This is a genomic window from Nocardioides alkalitolerans DSM 16699 (assembly GCF_000426525.1).
GTDB lineage: Bacteria > Actinomycetota > Actinomycetes > Propionibacteriales > Nocardioidaceae > Nocardioides > Nocardioides alkalitolerans.
This window is the reverse complement of sequence record NZ_AUFN01000011.1, coordinates 45,563-61,086: the sequence shown is the minus strand read 5'-3', so window position 1 is coordinate 61,086 and position 15,524 is coordinate 45,563. Positions and strand designations below refer to the sequence as shown.

Below are 15,524 nucleotides of genomic sequence, written 5' to 3'. Positions count from 1 at the left end.
GTTCACCATCATGGCGCGCGGGTCGTGACCGACCACGCATCATGGAGCCATGGGGGAACAGCGGCGACCCGGCCGACGCGAGCGGCGCGCGCAGAAGCAGTGGGCCCGCGAGATGGAACGTCGGATGGCCGAGCTCGACCGGCTCGACGCCCACTACGGCCTCGGCGCCTCGCCGTACTCGCCCCCGCCCCCGCGACGCGGCGGCCTCACCAACCGCGGCACGGTGCCCGCGGCGATCGTCGCGCTCCTGCTCGTCGGCATCGTCGTCGCGCTGCTGCCGGCCGCCGCCCCGCTGCGGGCGCTGCTGGGCGTCGGCGAGCGGTACGGCGACCGCCCCGCCTACACCGAGGGCGCGGGCTCGTACGAGTTCATCGCGACCCAGGACGGCAGCGACGAGCCCGTCGGCTACGACCCGTGCCGCACGATCCGCATCGAGATCAACCCGGACGGCGCCCCCGACGACCACCGCGAGCTCGTCGAGCACGCCATCGACCAGATCGGCGGCGCCACCGGCCTGGACCTCGAGGTCGTCGGCGAGACCGACGACCGCGACCTCGACGGACGCCGCCAGAGCGTCACCGGCACGGCGCCGCCCGTGCTGGTCGCCTGGCTCACCGAGGACGACGAGCCCGACCTGGCCGGGGACGTCGCCGGGTTCGCCGGCAGCGCGTCGGTGCGGGTCGCCGGCCGCTGGAGCTACACCACCGGCATCGTCGTGCTCGACCGCGAGGACTTCGCCGACATCGAGGACGCCCCGAACGGCGACGCCCAGCGGCAGGCGATCGTCGACCACGAGTTCGGCCACCTCGTCGGGCTCGGCCACGTCGATGACCCGAACGAGCTCATGCACGCCGAGAACGTGAACCAGACCGAGTTCGGCCCCGGCGACCGCGAGGGCCTCGGCCGGCTGGGCCAGATCCCCTGCGGGTGACGCGACGCGGAGTGATCGGGGCCGCACGTGTCGAGTCGGACGGCGCAGGGCCACGCGCTACGCTGCCGGGTGCGCTGCCGGAGGCTCCCGCTCGACCGGATCCACCGCAGCCCGGCCCCGTTCGACCCCGCCCGACCCGAGGAGCACCCGCATGACCCGCGTTGACGCCCGGCCCGAGGTGGGCCTGACAACGGGTCGCTCGTGACGGCGACCGAGCCGCTGCCCGGCGCCCAGGGCCGCACCGCGGCGGAGGAGGGCAAGAGCCTCCGCGAGATCGCCGAGAGCGCCGGCCTCAAGCAGGTCGGCGGTCGGCCGCCCCTGGGCGCCTACCTGCGCGACCTGTGGGAGCGCCGGCACTTCGCCGTCACGCTCGCCCGCTCCTCGGCGTACAGCCAGAACCAGGGCAGCTACCTCGGACAGCTCTGGAACATCCTCAACCCGCTGATCAACGCGGCCGTCTACCTCGCGATCTTCGGCTACGTGCTGAAGACCGACCGCGGCATCGAGAACTACATCGCGTTCCTCGTCATCGGGGTCTTCTTCTTCCAGTTCACGACCCGCTCGATGACGGTCGGCTCCAAGGCGATCACCGGGAACGCCGGACTCGTGAACTCCCTGCAGTTCCCGCGCGCGCTGCTGCCGCTCTCCGTGGTGCTGACCGAGCTGATCATGATGCTGCCCGCGGTGCTGGTGCTGCTGGTGCTCGTGCCGATGACCGGCGAGCCGTTCCAGTGGTGGTGGCTGATGCTGCCGTTCGTGGTGCTGCTGCAGTGGGTCTTCGCGACCGGCATGGCGTTCGCCCTGGCCCGGATGGTGGTGGAGGTGCGCGATATCGCCAACCTCATCCCGTTCGTCACCCGGGCCCTCATGTACTTCTCCGGCGTCTTCTTCTCGATCTCGTCGTACGCCGGCAGCGGCATCCTCGGCTCGGTCCTGGCCTACCAGCCGATCGCCCTCTACATCGAGCTCGCGCGCACCTGCCTCATGGTGGAGTCGCAGCCCTCGCTCGGGCTCTGGCTCGGCGGCATCGGGTGGGCCGTGGGCGCGCTCGTCGTGGGCTTCCTGTTCTTCTGGCGCGCGGAGGAGAAGTACGGACGTGGCTGAGCAGACCGAGCCCGTGACCGCCACCGCCGCCCCCGTGGCCGCACCGGCGGTGGCCGCGACGAGCGCCGAGGAGGCCAAGGCCACCGGCCGGCCGATCCTCGTCGTCGACGACGTGCACCTGAAGTACAAGACGTACGGCGGCAAGCGCCGTACGCCCGGATCGCGACTGCCGTCGTGGGCCAAGGGCCTCACGCAGGGCGTCGGCGCCGTCGACGTCGTGCACGCCGTCAAGGGCGTCTCGTTCGTCGCCCACCACGGCGAGTCCATCGGCCTGATCGGCCACAACGGTTCGGGCAAGTCGACCCTGCTGCGGGCCGTGGCCGGTGCGATGCCGGTCAGCAGCGGCGCCATCTACACCGACGGTGTCGCCTCGCTGCTCGGCGTCTCGGGCGCGCTCATCAAGAACCTCTCGGGCGAGCGCAACATCATCCTCGGCTGCCTCGCGCTCGGCCTGAAGCCCAGCGAGGTCAAGCAGCACTTCGAGGAGGTCGTGGAGTTCGCCGACATCGGCGAGTTCGTGCGACTGCCGATGGAGGCCTACTCGTCGGGCATGGGCGCACGGCTGCGGTTCGCGATCTCGACGGCCGCCTCCCCCGACATCCTGATGATCGACGAGGCCCTCGCCACCGGTGACGCCTCGTTCAAGGCCCGCTCCCAGAAGCGCATCGACGAGATCCGCGAGCGGGCCGGCACCGTGCTGCTCGTGAGCCACTCGATGGGCACGATCAAGGAGACCTGCGACCGCGTGCTGTGGCTCGACTCCGGCGTGCTGCGCGCCGACGGCCAGCCCGACGAGGTCATCGAGGCCTACATGGAGACCCAGCGCGCCAAGGTCGAGGCGGCGAAGAAGTAGGTCGGTGGGGGCTGGCGGCAGTTTCGCCGCTCGAGCGGTTAAACCGCCACTTCGCGACCTAAATTCAGGGCGCAAGGGGCCAGGTTCGTGCACACAGTCCGCTGCGGTACGGCGCTCAGGCCGCCGCCCGGCCTCGCCGGCGCTGCCGGTCGATCGCCGCGCGGATGCGTGCAGCCGTCACACCCGGCGTGCTCAGCTCGGCCCACGTGATGCGGATGCACTCCCAGCCGGTGAGGTTGGCGATCAGCTCCTGGCGGTGCTTCTCGCGCAGCACCACGTCGTCGAGAGACTCGCCCGCGCGGCGCAACGTCGTGTACTTCGCCTTGCCGTCGAACTCGATGAAGACCCCGTGCTCGGGCAGTGCGAAGTCGACGCGTCCGACGAGGTGGGCGCCGTCGTACACCTCGAACTGCGGGACCGGGTGGGGCAGCCCCTCCCGGAACATCAGGTAGAGGGTCCGCGACTCGCCGACGGTCTCGATCCGCGGGTCGGCGAGCCTCAGGACGACCTCAGCGCCCAGGGTGTGGGGCCAGTGGCGGGCCCGGGGCTCGTACTCCTTGATATCGGCCATCAGGACCACCTTGCGGTGGAGGAGGTCGTTGGTGACGGCCAGCGCCCGCTCGGCACCGACGACCGAGATGATCTCGAAGACCGTCCGGGCACCGCTGGTGTGGGGCAGCCCATCGGTCACAACGAGGTCACCCTCCTCCTCCACCGCCGCCCGGTGGCGTCGTACGCCGGCAGTCGCTCGACCGCTGCGACCACCGGCACGGACGACGTGCACGTCGGCGAGCGGCAGGTCCCAGGTGGCGCCGCCGTGGAGCAGGACGCTCGTGGTGTGGGAGAACGCGATGTCGCTCTCCGCAGCCCGGTGCACCGCTCGAGCCGTGAGGAGGTGCCGCTCGCGACGGTCGGCGGCGTCCCAGATCGGAGGCAGGGTGTAGGCGCCGTGGCGGACCCGGATCCAGGCGCCCGACCTCAGCTGCCGGGCGATGACCTTGTCGTCGTACCCGCGGTCGACGGCGTCTCGACGCAGGAAGACGCCTTCCTTCTCGATCAGGCTGTCCAGCTGGGGCAGGGGCTCGTTCATGTCCTCACGATGCCCGCGGGGAGCCGTCACCCCCGCGGCACGGCGCCGTCGTGTGGAGACAAACCCGGCGGACGGGGGCTGGGGACAGATCCCGGCCCGGGCTGGGTTGAAGCGTCAGGCAACCTTGCGCAGCAACCTGGCACCGTGCGCTCCATATTCAGGGCGCAAAGCGGCGGTTTAACCGCTCGAGCGGCGAAACTGCCGCCCGCGCGCGCCTGCCACCCCTACCTGGCGGAGCCTCACCCCCGGGGCACGCGCTCCTCGGGGGCGACGTTGCGCAGGAAGCCCGAGCCCCAGCTGAGGTGCATGGCGGCGACGACGACGGGCAGCCAGGCGCGGGCGCGGGGCGAGAGGTCGCGGCCCTCGGGCAGGGAGGCGGCGGCGACCGCGGCGACGTACCCCGCCGGGAGCAGCCAGCCCGCCTCGAGCGTGCGCAGTCCGGTGGCGCGGCCGACGACGCCGGCGGTGAGGCCGCCCGCGACCAGGGCGGTGACCACGGGCGGCGCGAGGTAGCGCACCGAGGCGGTGTCGGGGTGGTGGTCGACCACCTGGCGCCGCCAGCGGCCCGAGCCGTGGAACTGCTTCACGAGCGCCTTCAGCGTGCGGCGGGGACGGTAGGTGACGGCCAGGTCGGGGTCGAACCAGATCGTCTCGCCGGCGGCCCGGATCCGGTAATTCAGCTCCCAGTCCTGCGCACGCCGGTAGTGCTCGTCGAACCCGCCGAGACGCTCGACGACCTCGCGGCGGAACGCGCCGAGGTAGACGGTCTGCGCCGGGCCCGGCTCGCCCCCGACGTGGAACTTCGAGCCGCCGATGCCCAGCCGCGAGCTCATCGCGACGGCGACGGCGCGACCGAAGTCGTCCTCGCCCTCGACCTGCATGCGGCCGCCGACGTTCGCGGCGCCCGTGGTCTCCAGCAGCTCGACGACCCGGCGCAGGTAGCCCGCCGGCAGGAAGCCGTGGGCGTCGACGCGCACGACGTACGGGTGGCTCGACGCCGCCAGCGCCGCGTTGAGGGCGTGCGGGGTGAAGCCCGTCGGGTTCGGTACGACGCGCACCCGCGGCTCGCCGGCGGCGATGCGCTGCGCGATGGCCTCGGTGCGGTCCTTCGAGGGCCCGACGGCGAGGACGACCTCGACCTCCCCGTCGTACTCCTGCGCCAGGACCCGCTCGACGGACTCCTCGAGGTACGGCTCCTCCTCGAGCACCGGCATGACGACCGACACGGGCGGCAGGGCGCGGGCGGCGGTGGGGTCCGGCGAGGCGGGCGGGGGCGGTGAGGTCGGCTCCATCGGCGGCGATCCTACGGCGCACGACCACCGGCGCGACCTTCGGCGTTCCGCCGTGCGCGCCCGCCGCGCTCCCCTACCGTTTCCGCCATGCGCTCGTCCCGGGCGCTCGCGGCAGGTGCCGCGGGCGTCGCACTCTCCCTCGCCCTCACGGCGGCCCCCTCCCTGGCCGTCCCCTCCCCCACCGGCCCGGTCGGCACCCCCGGCACGGCCGCGACGACGACCGCCACGCCCACCGCCGCGCCAACCGCCACTCCGCCGCCCACCGCCACACCGACCGCCGCGCCCACCACCGCACCGCCCACCACCGCACCGCCCACAACCGCACCGCCCACCACCGCGCCCACCCCGGCCGACCAGCCCTTCAGGCGCGCGAACGGCACGATGATCACGACGGGCGTCGCGCTGCACTCCTTCAGCCTGCGTGACGACCGCGGCCTGATGACCGGCCGCATCGTCACCGTGAACCTCTCGCGCACGAGCGTGCGGGTCGACCACGTCGCGAGCGCCGCCGCCACCACCCGGGCGCCGCTCACGACCCTGGCCGGGCAGACCGTCGCCGCGATCAACGGCGACTTCTTCGACATCGACGACACGGGCGCCGCCCGTGGCATCAGCAAGAGCCCGACCCGTGGCCTGCTCCAGGCGCCCACGACGGGGTGGAACAACGCGTTCTTCATGACCCCGGCCGGCCGGGTCGGCATCGGCCCGCTCACCGTCGACAACCGGATCCTCGAGTTCCCGTCCGTCCGGGTCAGCGGGCTCAACACCCCGACCGTGGCCGCCGACTCCGTGGGCGTCTACAGCGACCGCTGGGGCGCGACGGTGAACGCCGACAGCGTGACCGGCGGCGACCGCGACATGCGCACCGTCGTCGTGGCCGCGACCGGCCGGGTGGTGCTCAACGCGCCGACCGTGACGCGCTCCGTGCCGCGCGGGGGCTACGTGCTCGTGGGCCGCGGGGCCGCCGTGGCCCAGCTGCTGACGATGCCGCCCGGCACCGTCGTGACCCCGCGCAGCAGCGTCAACGGCAACCCGGCGCTCGTGGTGGGCGGCAGCGGGCTGCTGCTGCGCGGCGGCGCGATCGCGAACCGGGCCGACACCACGCTGGCGCCCCGCACGTTCATCGCCTACGACCGCGACGCCAACCTGCTCTTCCTCGTCGTGATCGACGGACGGTCGACGATGAGCCGCGGCGCCACGCACCTCGAGGCGGCCGGCATCGCGCAGCTGCTGGGCGCCGAGGAGGCCATCAACATGGACGGCGGAGGCTCCACCACGATGCTCGCGTACGTCGCGGGCAAGGTCCGCGTCGCCAACCGGCCCTCCGACGGGTCGCTGCGGCCGATCGCCAACGGCGTCGCGCTCTACCTGCGCTGAGCCACGTACGGCGGGGAGCAGGGCGGGCGGGACGGGTGGCGGGCCGGCTCAGGCCTCCGTGAACCGGGGCTTCTCCCCGGCGACGAAGGCCCGCACGCCCTCGCGGAAGTCGGCGCTGCCGTAGGCGCGGGCGAGCAGCAGGTCGTCACCGGCCGAGGCCTCGAGCGCGTCGGAGCGGCGCAGCAGCTGCTGCTTCGTGAGCGCGATGGTGAGGGGCGCGGCCCGCACGATGCCGCCGACGAGGCGGTCGACGTACGGGTCGAGCTCGTCGCTCTCGCAGACCCCCGCCAGCGCGCCGACGGCGTACGCCCGCGGGGCGTCGACGAGGCGGGAGGCGAGCAGCATCTCCCGCGTCAGCGACTCCCCGAAGACCGCCGCGCAGCGGTCGAGCATGGGGGCGGCCAGCACGTTGCCGAGGGTGCGGGCGATCGGGTAGCCGAACCGCGACTGCGGCGTCGCCACCCGCAGGTCGCAGAACGTGGCGACCGCGAGGCCGCCGCCGACGCAGACGCCGTCGATCGCGGCGATCGTCACCTGGGGCAGCTCGGCGAGGCCCCGCATGACGCGGCGGGCGCCGGCCTCGTAGGCGACGCCCTCCTCGCCGGTCGTCATGCCGACGAACGTGGAGATCTCGTTGCCGGCCGAGAACGCGCGGCCGCCCGCGCCGCGGAGCACGAGCACCCGGACCGTGCCGTCCTCGCGCAGCGACGTGCAGAGCGCGTCGAGGGCGCCGTAGATCGGGGGGCTCATCGCGTTCATGCGGTGCGGCCGGTTGAAGGTCGCGGTCACGACCCCCGGTCGTCGCTCCACGAGCAGCTCGCCGTCGGCGTGCTCCTCGACGTGCACCTCCGTGCCCGCCCCGTGCTGCCCGTCGCCCATCTCGACCACCGGTCCTCCTCGCGCGTCGCCCGCCGTCGCTCGCCGGCAGGTCGCGCCGACCGTACGACGGGGGCCGGCGCCCGCCGTACGAGGGTCAGATCCAGCCCATGCGGCGCGCGGTGGCGCAGGCGTCGTGGCGGTTGGCGGCGCCGAGCTTGCTGACGGCGCTGGAGAGGTAGTTGCGCACCGTGCCGGGCGACAGCGAGGCGCGGCGGGCGATCTCGTCGACGGGGGCGCCGTCGACGGCGAGCTCGAGCACGTCGGCCTCGCGGGGGGTCAGGGGGCTGTCGCCGGCCCCGATGGCCTCGGCGGCCAGCTCGGGGTCGACGTGGCGGCCACCGTCGTGCACCTTGCGCACCACCTCGGCCAGGATCGCGGCCGACGTCGTCTTCGGCAGGAACCCGCGCACGCCCACCGCCAGGGCCCGCTTGAGGTGCCCGGGCCGCCCGTGGCTGGTCACGATGATGCAGCCGCAGCCGTCGAGGCGCGCGGCGATCTCCTCGGCCACCCCGATGCCGTCCAGGCCCTCGCCGTGGCGCCCCGGCATCTGCAGGTCGAGCACCGCCACGTCGGGACGCACCTTGAGCGCGACCGCGAGCGCCTCGTCGCCGCTCGCGGCCTGGGCGACGATCTCGAGGTCGTCCTCCAGCGCCAGCATCTGCGCGAGCGCCTCGCGGATCAGGTTCTCGTCGTCGGCGAGCAGCACCCGGATGGTCATGCGTCCTCCTCGATCGTGGTCGGCGGGACGGAAGGTGCGGCGGTGGGTGCCGCGGCGGTCGGCGCGGCGGCGGGGGCGGCGCCGAGGTGGGCGACGAGCGCGAACGTGCCCTCGTCGCGTCGTACGTCGAGGTGCACGCCCAGCGGGTCGAGCCGCTCGCGCAGCCCCAGCAGCCCCGTGCCGGTGCCGTCCTCCGTGCCCGGGTCCGCGCCGTCGTTGCGCACGGTGAGGACGCCGCGGCCGCCCGTCCGGGCCTCGTAGGTGATCTCGACCGTCGTCGCCCGCGAGTGGCGCAGCACGTTGGTGGTGGCCTCCCGCACGATCCAGGCGGCGGGCTCGTGCCACTGCTCCGGCAGGTCGTCGACCTCGACGACGGCGCCGATGCCCGCCGACGACAGCAGCGAGCGGGCGCCCTCGACCTCGGTGGGGAAGTCCGTACGGCGGTAGCCCCGCGCCAGCGCCCGGGCCTCGCGCAGCGCCTCGTGGGCGGAGCCCCGCACCTCGAGCATCGCCTCGACGGCCCGGGGGTCGCCGCGGTCGGCGAGCGTGGCGGCGAGCTCGGAGCGCACCGCGATGGTGGAGAGGTGGCGGCCGAGCACGTCGTGCACGTCGCGGGAGAACCGGAGCCGCTCCTCGGCGACCGCGAGGTCGCTCTGCGCCGTCTTCGCGACGTCCAGCTCGCGCACCACCCCGAGCACCCACAGCGAGGTGCGGAGGGTGAAGACGAAGAAGAAGTGGACGCCGAGGAACACGGCCACCGGACGGACCTCGCCGAGGAGCGCCAGCCCCGCCGCCGCGGCGGCGAGCGGCACGCCGTACGCCACCCAGCGCGGCCGCACGGCCCCGACGGCCCACGCGGTGGTCGAGAGCACGAGGGCCAGCACGCCCGAGCGCCCCTCGGTGGGCAGCAGGAGCGAGGCGCCGAGACCCGCGGCCGCCACCACGACGACCGCGATCACGCTGCGGCGCAGGCCGGGGTCGGCGACGTCCACGTCGGGGTAGGCCGTCATCACCCGCCGCAGGGCGTCGGTCGTGGCGCCGGCGAGGAGGACACCCACGACGAGGATCGAGACGGCCACGCGCTGGTCCTCGAGCGCTTCCGGCGCCCAACCGAGCACCGCGACCGCCATCCACCAGATCAGCAGGTAGAGCGACCAGCGGGTGTAGAGCTCGACGCGGTCGGCCTGCGAGCGGCTCGTCCAGAACACGTCCCAGCGGCGCATCGCGTGCCTCCCGTCGTCGTGAGCTGTGGTCGTGTGGCGGTCGGTGCGGTCGGTGGGGCGGTCGGCCCCGGCCCGGAGCGACAGCCTCTCACCCCGCACCGACGGTGGACGTCGGTGCGGGGCGGGGCGGTGCCGAGGTGGCGAGGAGCCGTGGGGGTCAGACGCGGGGCTCCCACCGCATGCTCCGGCGCACGAGCACTCCGGCGAGCACGGTCCAGCCCAGCAGGACGGCGAGGGGCTGGCCCGCGGCGGCGAAGCTGTCGGCGAAGGAGAGGGCGGCGCCGTCCTGGTCCTGCCCGAACCAGGCGATCCGCGACAGCAGGTCGAGGGCCGCGCCGGGCGTGAGGTCGAGGTAGCGGTGGGTCGCCTCGGGCAGGACGGCCCGCAGGCTGCCGATGACGGCGAGGAGGATGACCGGCATCGAGGTCAGCTGGGCGGCCTCGGCGTTCCGGGTCCACGCCGCGGTCCAGAAGGCGAGCCCGGCGAAGGTCACCGCGGTGAGCAGCACGGTCGCGACGACCAGCACCGGGTTGCTCGGCAGGGGCTGGCCCAGGGCGGACGAGACCCCGATGGCGAGGACCGACAGCGCGGCGAACACCACGAGGCCGGGCAGCGCCATCGAGACCAGCAGCTCGCCGTCGCGCGACTCCCCCGTGCGCAGGCGCTTCAGCACCAGCTCGTCGCGCCGGGTGACGACCATCGAGAGCAGGTTGTAGTAGACGGGGAAGAGGGCGCCGAGCATCAGCACGTTCGTGACGCTGCCGATGCCCGCCGTCACGTCGCCCCGGTCGGAGGCGAGGAGCAGCAGCAGGGGGGTCAGCGGGAACACGAGCGCGTAGGCCAGCGTCATCTTGTTGCGGGTCAGCAGGATCGTGTTGGCGCGGGCGAGGCCCACGACGCGGCGCAGCGACGGGCCGGAGGCTCCGGACGTGCCGCCGCCGGCGGGGGTGAGGTCGACCGGGGCGGTGGTGGTGGCGCTCATGGGTCAGGCTCCCTTCGAGGTGGGCTCGGTACGGCGGGTGTCGGCCTCGGCGCCGTCGGCGATGGAGAGGAAGACGGACTCGAGGCTCGCGGTGCGGGCGTCCAGGCCGTCGATGCGCACCCGCTCGGCGCGCGCCCAGTCGAGGAGCGCGGTGAGGGTGGTCTGCAGGTCGACCGTCTCGACGACCGTGCGGGGGTCGCCGAGGGTGGACTGGTCGACCTGGCCGCCCGCGAGGTCGGGCAGCGCCCGCTCGAGGCGGTCGAACGTGATGGTGGACGGGTGGCCCTCGGCGATCTCGCCCGCCGTGCCGCTGCGCACGATGCGACCGGCGTGCATGATCTCGAGCCGGTCGGCGAGCGCCTCGGCCTCGTCGAGGTAGTGGGTCGTGATGACGACCGTCGCACCGGCCTCGCGCAGGCGGCGCACCAGGCGCCAGACCTCGCGGCGGCTCTCGGGGTCGAGGCCCGTCGTCGGCTCGTCGAGCAGCACGAGCTCGGGACGGCCCATCAGCGTGCAGGCGAGGTCGAGCCGACGACGCTCGCCGCCGGAGAGCGAGCTGACCTTCACCTTGGCGCGGCCGCGCAGGTCGAGCATGTCGAGCGCCTCGTCGACCGGACGCGGGTCGGAGAGCGTGGAGTGCCACATGCGCGCCGTCTCGGCGACGGTGAGGTCGCCGGGGAAGCCGGTCGACTGCAGGAGCACGCCGGTGCGGCGGCGGACCGTCGCCCGGTCCTTGATCGGGTGGTGGCCGAGCACCTGCACGGTGCCCTGGGTGGCCGGCGCGAGACCCTCGATCACCTCGAGGGTGGACGTCTTGCCGGCGCCGTTGGTGCCGAGGAGGCCGGTGACCGTGCCGCGCGGCACGTCGAGGTCGAGGCCGCGGACCGCCTCGAAGGCGTCCTTGCCGCTGCCGTAGCGACGCACCAGGCCGCGCACCGAGATGGCGGCGTCCGGGTCGGGCGGGCCGGCGGGGCCGGGCGTGGTGGCCGGCGAGGTGCCGTGGTCGGGGCCGGCGGGGCGATCGGCCCGGGCCGGGGTGCTCGTCGTGGTCATGGCTCCACTCTGGCCGCCCCGGGGCCCCGGCGGCAGTGCGCCGCCGCACGGGTTCGTGTGGGGGGCTCAGGGCCGCGGCATGACAGATGTCATGGGTGGGGTGGCGGCGGCCCGGCCGGTTGTAACGCGGTGTCCGGGCAACTGCACACGTGTTCTGACGCGTGTGCAGTCACTCGGACACCGCGTTACACGGGTCGGCGGCCCGCGTGGGCCGCTGTGGCAGGCTCGACCGGTGCCCGCCCCGCCTGTGCCCGCCGAGCCCGCCCCGCGCCGTACGCCCACCCGGTTCACCCGGGCCGAGCTCGAGTCGTTCCGGGACGCCCGGGTGCCGGACCTGCTCCCCGGCGCGGGCGACCCGCCCCTGCGCCTGCTCTTCGTCGGCATCAACCCCGGGTTGTGGACGGCGGCGACGCAGACCCACTTCGCCTACCCGGGCAACCGGTTCTACCCGGCGCTGCTGGAGGCCGGGATCGTCACGCAGCGCATCGACCCCGCCGCCGGGATGACCGACGACGACCGCCGGCACCTGCGCTCCCGGGGCATCGGCATCTCGAACGTGGCGCCGCGGGCGACGGCGAAGGCCTCCGAGCTGTCGACCGAGGAGCTGCGCGAGGGGGGTACGGCGCTGCGGGCCCTCGTCGAGCGCGAGGCGCCGCGGGTGGTCGCGGTCGCGGGGATCACGGCGTACCGCACCGCGTTCTCGCTGCCGAAGGCGGTGCCTGGCCGCCAGCCCGAGCCGTGGGGCGCCAGCGAGCTGTGGGTGGTGCCCAACCCGAGCGGGCTGAACGCGCACGAGACGGTGGCGAGCCTTGCCGTGGCGTACGGCGAGGCCGCCCGCGCCGCCGGGGTGGTGTGAGACCCCGCGGGTCGGGGTGGTGTGAGGCCCGGGGTGCCGGTTTCACCGGCTAGGTGACGAACCCGGCACCTGGCGCACGAAGGTTCGCGCGCCAGGTGCTGGTGTCACCGGCTAGCCGGTGAAACCGGCGGTCACCACCCTCAGATCACCACGTCCAGCCCGAGCACGAGCACGAGCCCGGTCACGGAGAGCACCGTCTCCATGAGCGACCAGGTCTTGATGGTCTGGCCGACGTCCATGCGGAAGTACTCCTTCACCAGCCAGAACCCGGCGTCGTTGAGGTGCGAGAAGAACACCGAGCCGGAGCCGATGGCGAGCACCATGAGCGAGATCTCGCCCGAGCTGAGGCCGTCGATGAGGCCCGCCATGAGCGACGAGGCCGTGATGGTGGCGATGGTGGCGGAGCCGGTGGCGAGGCGGATGAGCACCGCGAGCACCCAGGCCAGCAGCATGACGGAGACGTTGGCGTCCTGCGCCCACTCGGCGAGCAGGGTGCCGATGCCGGTGCTGACGAGCACCTCCTTGAAGCCGCCGCCGGCGGCCACGATGAGGAGGATGCCGGCGACGCCGGGCAGCGACGACTCGACGCTCCTGCCGACGGCCTTGGCGCCCCAGCCGAGAGCGAAGCCGAACGTCCACATCGCGACGAGCACGGCGAGCAGCAGCGCCACGAACGGCGTGCCGAGCAGGTCGAGCACGCGGCGGGCGATGTTGCCCTCCGGCAGCGCGACGTCGGCGAGCGCCTTGCCCATCATCAGCACGACGGGGAGCAGCACCGTGAAGACGGTGGCGCCGAAGCCGGGGCGTCGTACGTCGCTCGCCTCGCCGTCGGTGGTGCCCGCGCCGCCGCTCTTGCTCAGCGCGTTGCCCGGACCGCCGCCGGAGCCGCCGCCCACCTGCACGGGGGCGTCGGCGCCGCTCGGCGCCGGCATCGGGACCCACTTCGTGGCGATCTTGCCGAACAGCGGGCCCGCGACGATGACGACGGGGATCGCGAGCAGCACGCCGAGGCCGAGCGTCACGCCGAGGTCGGCGCCCAGGTTGTCGATCGCGAGGAGCGGCCCGGGGTGCGGGGGCACGAGGGCGTGCATGGCCGAGAGGCCGGCGAGCGTGGGGATGCCGATCGCGACGAGCGACAGCTGGGCCCGGCGGGCGACCAGGTAGATCACCGGCATGAGGAGGACGAGGCCGATCTCGAAGAACATCGGCAGGCCGATGAGCGCACCGACGCCGGCCATCGCCCACGGGAGGGCGCGCGGCGAGGCCGCGCCGACGATCGTGTCGACGATCTGGTCGGCGCCGCCCGAGTCGGCGAGCAGCTTCGCGAACATCGCACCGAGCGCGATGAGGATGCCGACGCTGGCGGTGGTGTTGCCGAACCCGGTGCTGAACACCTGGACGACGTGCGCGAGGTCGTAGGGCACGCCGTCGACGTCGACGTCCGCACCGATCGCGGCCACGGCCCCGACGGTGAAACCGCCGATCACCAGGGCGAGGAACGGGTGCAGCTTCGCCCAGGCGACGAGGGCCACGACGACGGCGATGCCGAGCAGGCCGCCCAGGACCAGCTGGGCGCCGCCGTTGACGGGCTCGACGAGGTCGGTCGCGGCGAGCGGCAGGGTGGTGGCGAGGGTCGGGCTCATCGGTTCTGCTCCGGGGTCGAGGGGGCGGGTGGTACGTCGGTGACGCGGGCGGCGTCGAGCTTCAGGTAGTCCTCGACGAGCTCGTCGACCGAGCGGCTGACGTCGAGGACGACGCCGTGCTCGTCGTCGGCGAGGGGCTCGAGGGTCGCGAACTGCGAGTCGAGCAGCGAGGCCGGCATGAAGTGGCCGGGGCGGCTGGCCTGGCGGCGCGCGATGACGTCGCGGCTGCCGGCGAGGTGCACGAACACGACGTCGGGGGCGGCGTCACGGATCTGGTCGCGGTAGGCGCGCTTGAGGGCGGAGCAGGTGACGACCCCGCCCGTCGTGCCGGCCCGCAGGCCGAGCCACTCCCCGATCGCGGCCAGCCAGGGGCGACGGTCCTCGTCGTCCAGCGCGTGGCCGGCGCTCATCTTGTCGATGTTGGCCTGGGGGTGGAAGTCGTCGGCGTCGCCGAACGGCACGCGCAGTCGCTGGGCCAGGGCGGCGCCGACGGTCGACTTGCCCGACCCCGACACCCCCATCACCACGACCAGGGGCGACCGGGGGTCGCTCCGGTCCGGGTTCTTCTCGTCGACCATGGTTCTCCTCTGTCGGTGGCGGTCCGCCCAGCGTGTGCGGCGTCACACCGGTGCCCGGACAGTGTGCGATCATTCATCTGCCGTTTACAAGACCGGACGGCAATAAATCTGATCTTTGAAGATCCAGGAGGCGCCATGGCCCCCACCGACCCGACGCCCCGACCGGCGCCGGCGGCCGCCAACCAGCGCCGCGAGGACGTGCTCGACGCGCTCGGCCGCCGGATCGTCGCGGGCGACCTCCCCGCCGGCGCGGTGCTCACCCTCGAGTCGGTCGACGCGTCGTACGGCGTCTCCCGCTCCGTCTCCCGCGAGGCGGTGCAGGTGCTCGGGGCGATGGGGCTCATCACCTCCCGGCGCCGCGTCGGCATCACCGTCAGCCCCCGGAGCGCGTGGAACGTCTTCGACCCGCGCCTCATCCGCTGGCGCCTCGACGGCGACGAGCGCGACGAGCAGCTGCAGACGCTGAGCGAGCTGCGCGCCGGGTTCGAGCCGGCCGCCGCCGGGCTCGCCGCGCTCCGGGCCACCCCCGAGCAGGCCGCGGCCATGGCGGCGGCGGTCTCCGACATGACGGTCCAGGCCCGCGCCCAGGACCTCGAGGCCTACCTCGAGGCCGACCAGCGCTTCCACGCCACGATGCTGGTGGCGTCCGGCAACGAGATGTACGGCGCCCTGGCCGGCCTGGTCGACGAGGTGCTCGCGGGTCGCACCCACCACGACCTCATGCCCGCCGACCCCAACCCCGAGGCCATCGAGTGGCACGCCGAGGTCGCGCGCGCCGTACGACGCGGCGAGCCCGCCGAGGCCGAGGCCGCGATGCGACGGATCATCGCGGAGGCGGCCGACGCCCAGGCCCGGATGGCCGCCTACGACGCCGCGCGTCCGGCGCCCGGCGCCGCTCCGGACCCCGAGACGGAGCCCTCGGCGGAATAGGACGATGCCCTACCG

At 74.0% G+C, this 15,524-nt stretch carries 15 protein-coding genes; 6 read left to right on the top strand and 9 right to left on the bottom strand.

Going from position 1 to position 15,524, the window contains the following annotated elements:
* Positions 1-49 precede the first annotated feature (49 nt).
* The 3 genes from K329_RS29420 to K329_RS25205 all read left to right on the top strand — a co-directional run bounded on the left by K329_RS29420 (position 50) and on the right by K329_RS25205 (position 2,888).
* A complete protein-coding gene (locus K329_RS29420) occupies positions 50-931 on the top strand; it encodes a zinc metalloprotease (protein WP_157571614.1) in 882 nt (293 codons plus the stop codon).
* A 201-nt stretch (positions 932-1,132) separates the two neighbouring features.
* Complete coding sequence (locus tag K329_RS0106955) at positions 1,133-2,035, top strand: ABC transporter permease (RefSeq protein WP_211225768.1); 903 nt, start codon at positions 1,133-1,135, stop codon at positions 2,033-2,035.
* On the top strand, positions 2,028-2,888 hold the full coding sequence (locus K329_RS25205) for an ABC transporter ATP-binding protein (protein ID WP_245596463.1): 861 nt from the start codon (positions 2,028-2,030) through the stop codon (positions 2,886-2,888). Before K329_RS0106955 ends, K329_RS25205 begins: the two co-directional genes overlap by 8 nt.
* Before the next feature lie 115 nt (positions 2,889-3,003).
* On the opposite strand, the gene K329_RS25200 is transcribed toward K329_RS25205, so the two are convergent.
* Positions 3,004-3,978 (bottom strand): type IV toxin-antitoxin system AbiEi family antitoxin domain-containing protein, encoded by a 975-nt coding sequence (locus K329_RS25200; RefSeq protein WP_052336515.1) that lies wholly within the window; start codon positions 3,976-3,978, stop codon positions 3,004-3,006.
* Positions 3,979-4,217: 239 nt separating this feature from the next.
* Positions 4,218-5,270, bottom strand: a complete 1,053-nt coding sequence (locus K329_RS25195; RefSeq protein WP_052336514.1) for a glycosyltransferase family 2 protein — start codon at positions 5,268-5,270, stop codon at positions 4,218-4,220.
* An 87-nt stretch (positions 5,271-5,357) separates the two neighbouring features.
* On the opposite strand from K329_RS25195, the gene K329_RS0106930 reads away from it, so the two are divergent.
* Positions 5,358-6,647: a phosphodiester glycosidase family protein gene (locus K329_RS0106930; RefSeq protein WP_157571613.1), complete on the top strand. Its 1,290-nt coding sequence runs from the start codon at positions 5,358-5,360 to the stop codon at positions 6,645-6,647.
* Between the two features lie 48 nt (positions 6,648-6,695).
* Here K329_RS0106930 and K329_RS0106925 read toward each other — a convergent pair whose 3' ends face one another.
* From K329_RS0106925 to K329_RS0106905, 5 genes are all read right to left on the bottom strand, one after another.
* Positions 6,696-7,526, bottom strand: a complete 831-nt coding sequence (locus K329_RS0106925; protein ID WP_052336609.1) for an enoyl-CoA hydratase-related protein — start codon at positions 7,524-7,526, stop codon at positions 6,696-6,698.
* 94 nt (positions 7,527-7,620) lie between these two features.
* Positions 7,621-8,244 (bottom strand): response regulator transcription factor, encoded by a 624-nt coding sequence (locus tag K329_RS0106920; RefSeq protein WP_028472470.1) that lies wholly within the window; start codon positions 8,242-8,244, stop codon positions 7,621-7,623.
* Positions 8,241-9,467 (bottom strand): sensor histidine kinase, encoded by a 1,227-nt coding sequence (locus K329_RS25185; RefSeq protein ID WP_052336513.1) that lies wholly within the window; start codon positions 9,465-9,467, stop codon positions 8,241-8,243. The genes K329_RS0106920 and K329_RS25185 overlap by 4 nt, the downstream gene beginning before the upstream one ends.
* A 157-nt stretch (positions 9,468-9,624) precedes the next feature.
* Complete coding sequence (locus tag K329_RS0106910; protein ID WP_052336512.1) at positions 9,625-10,449, bottom strand: ABC transporter permease; 825 nt, start codon at positions 10,447-10,449, stop codon at positions 9,625-9,627.
* Between the two features lie 3 nt (positions 10,450-10,452).
* On the bottom strand, positions 10,453-11,502 hold the full coding sequence (locus tag K329_RS0106905) for an ABC transporter ATP-binding protein (RefSeq protein ID WP_084541073.1): 1,050 nt from the start codon (positions 11,500-11,502) through the stop codon (positions 10,453-10,455).
* A gap of 232 nt (positions 11,503-11,734) precedes the next feature.
* Between K329_RS0106905 and K329_RS0106900 the strand changes: the two genes are divergently transcribed.
* Positions 11,735-12,358, top strand: coding sequence for a mismatch-specific DNA-glycosylase (locus tag K329_RS0106900; protein WP_028472467.1), 624 nt, complete (start codon positions 11,735-11,737; stop codon positions 12,356-12,358).
* A gap of 140 nt (positions 12,359-12,498) precedes the next feature.
* Here K329_RS0106900 and K329_RS0106895 read toward each other — a convergent pair whose 3' ends face one another.
* Entirely contained in the window at positions 12,499-14,001 is a 1,503-nt protein-coding gene (locus tag K329_RS0106895) for a GntP family permease (protein WP_028472466.1), read from the bottom strand.
* On the bottom strand, positions 13,998-14,579 hold the full coding sequence (locus tag K329_RS25180; protein ID WP_052336511.1) for a gluconokinase: 582 nt from the start codon (positions 14,577-14,579) through the stop codon (positions 13,998-14,000). The genes K329_RS0106895 and K329_RS25180 overlap by 4 nt, the downstream gene beginning before the upstream one ends.
* A gap of 135 nt (positions 14,580-14,714) precedes the next feature.
* On the opposite strand from K329_RS25180, the gene K329_RS25175 reads away from it, so the two are divergent.
* Positions 14,715-15,509, top strand: coding sequence for a FadR/GntR family transcriptional regulator (locus K329_RS25175; protein WP_052336510.1), 795 nt, complete (start codon positions 14,715-14,717; stop codon positions 15,507-15,509).
* The last annotated feature ends 15 nt before the right edge of the window (positions 15,510-15,524 follow it).

What these genes read in the sequence shown, in the direction of transcription:
- K329_RS29420 (WP_157571614.1), top strand. Translation starts at nt 50, where the DNA reads ATGGGGGAACAGCGGCGACCCGGCCGACGCGAGCGGCGCGCGCAGAAG.
- K329_RS25200 (WP_052336515.1), bottom strand. Translation starts at nt 3,978, where the DNA reads ATGAACGAGCCCCTGCCCCAGCTGGACAGCCTGATCGAGAAGGAAGGC.
- K329_RS25195 (WP_052336514.1), bottom strand. Translation starts at nt 5,270, where the DNA reads ATGGAGCCGACCTCACCGCCCCCGCCCGCCTCGCCGGACCCCACCGCC.
- K329_RS0106930 (WP_157571613.1), top strand. Translation starts at nt 5,358, where the DNA reads ATGCGCTCGTCCCGGGCGCTCGCGGCAGGTGCCGCGGGCGTCGCACTC.
- K329_RS0106925 (WP_052336609.1), bottom strand. Translation starts at nt 7,526, where the DNA reads ATGGGCGACGGGCAGCACGGGGCGGGCACGGAGGTGCACGTCGAGGAG.
- K329_RS0106920 (WP_028472470.1), bottom strand. Translation starts at nt 8,244, where the DNA reads ATGACCATCCGGGTGCTGCTCGCCGACGACGAGAACCTGATCCGCGAG.
- K329_RS25185 (WP_052336513.1), bottom strand. Translation starts at nt 9,467, where the DNA reads ATGCGCCGCTGGGACGTGTTCTGGACGAGCCGCTCGCAGGCCGACCGC.
- K329_RS0106910 (WP_052336512.1), bottom strand. Translation starts at nt 10,449, where the DNA reads ATGAGCGCCACCACCACCGCCCCGGTCGACCTCACCCCCGCCGGCGGC.
- K329_RS0106905 (WP_084541073.1), bottom strand. Translation starts at nt 11,502, where the DNA reads ATGACCACGACGAGCACCCCGGCCCGGGCCGATCGCCCCGCCGGCCCC.
- K329_RS0106895 (WP_028472466.1), bottom strand. Translation starts at nt 14,001, where the DNA reads ATGAGCCCGACCCTCGCCACCACCCTGCCGCTCGCCGCGACCGACCTC.
- K329_RS25180 (WP_052336511.1), bottom strand. Translation starts at nt 14,579, where the DNA reads ATGGTCGACGAGAAGAACCCGGACCGGAGCGACCCCCGGTCGCCCCTG.
- K329_RS25175 (WP_052336510.1), top strand. Translation starts at nt 14,715, where the DNA reads ATGGCCCCCACCGACCCGACGCCCCGACCGGCGCCGGCGGCCGCCAAC.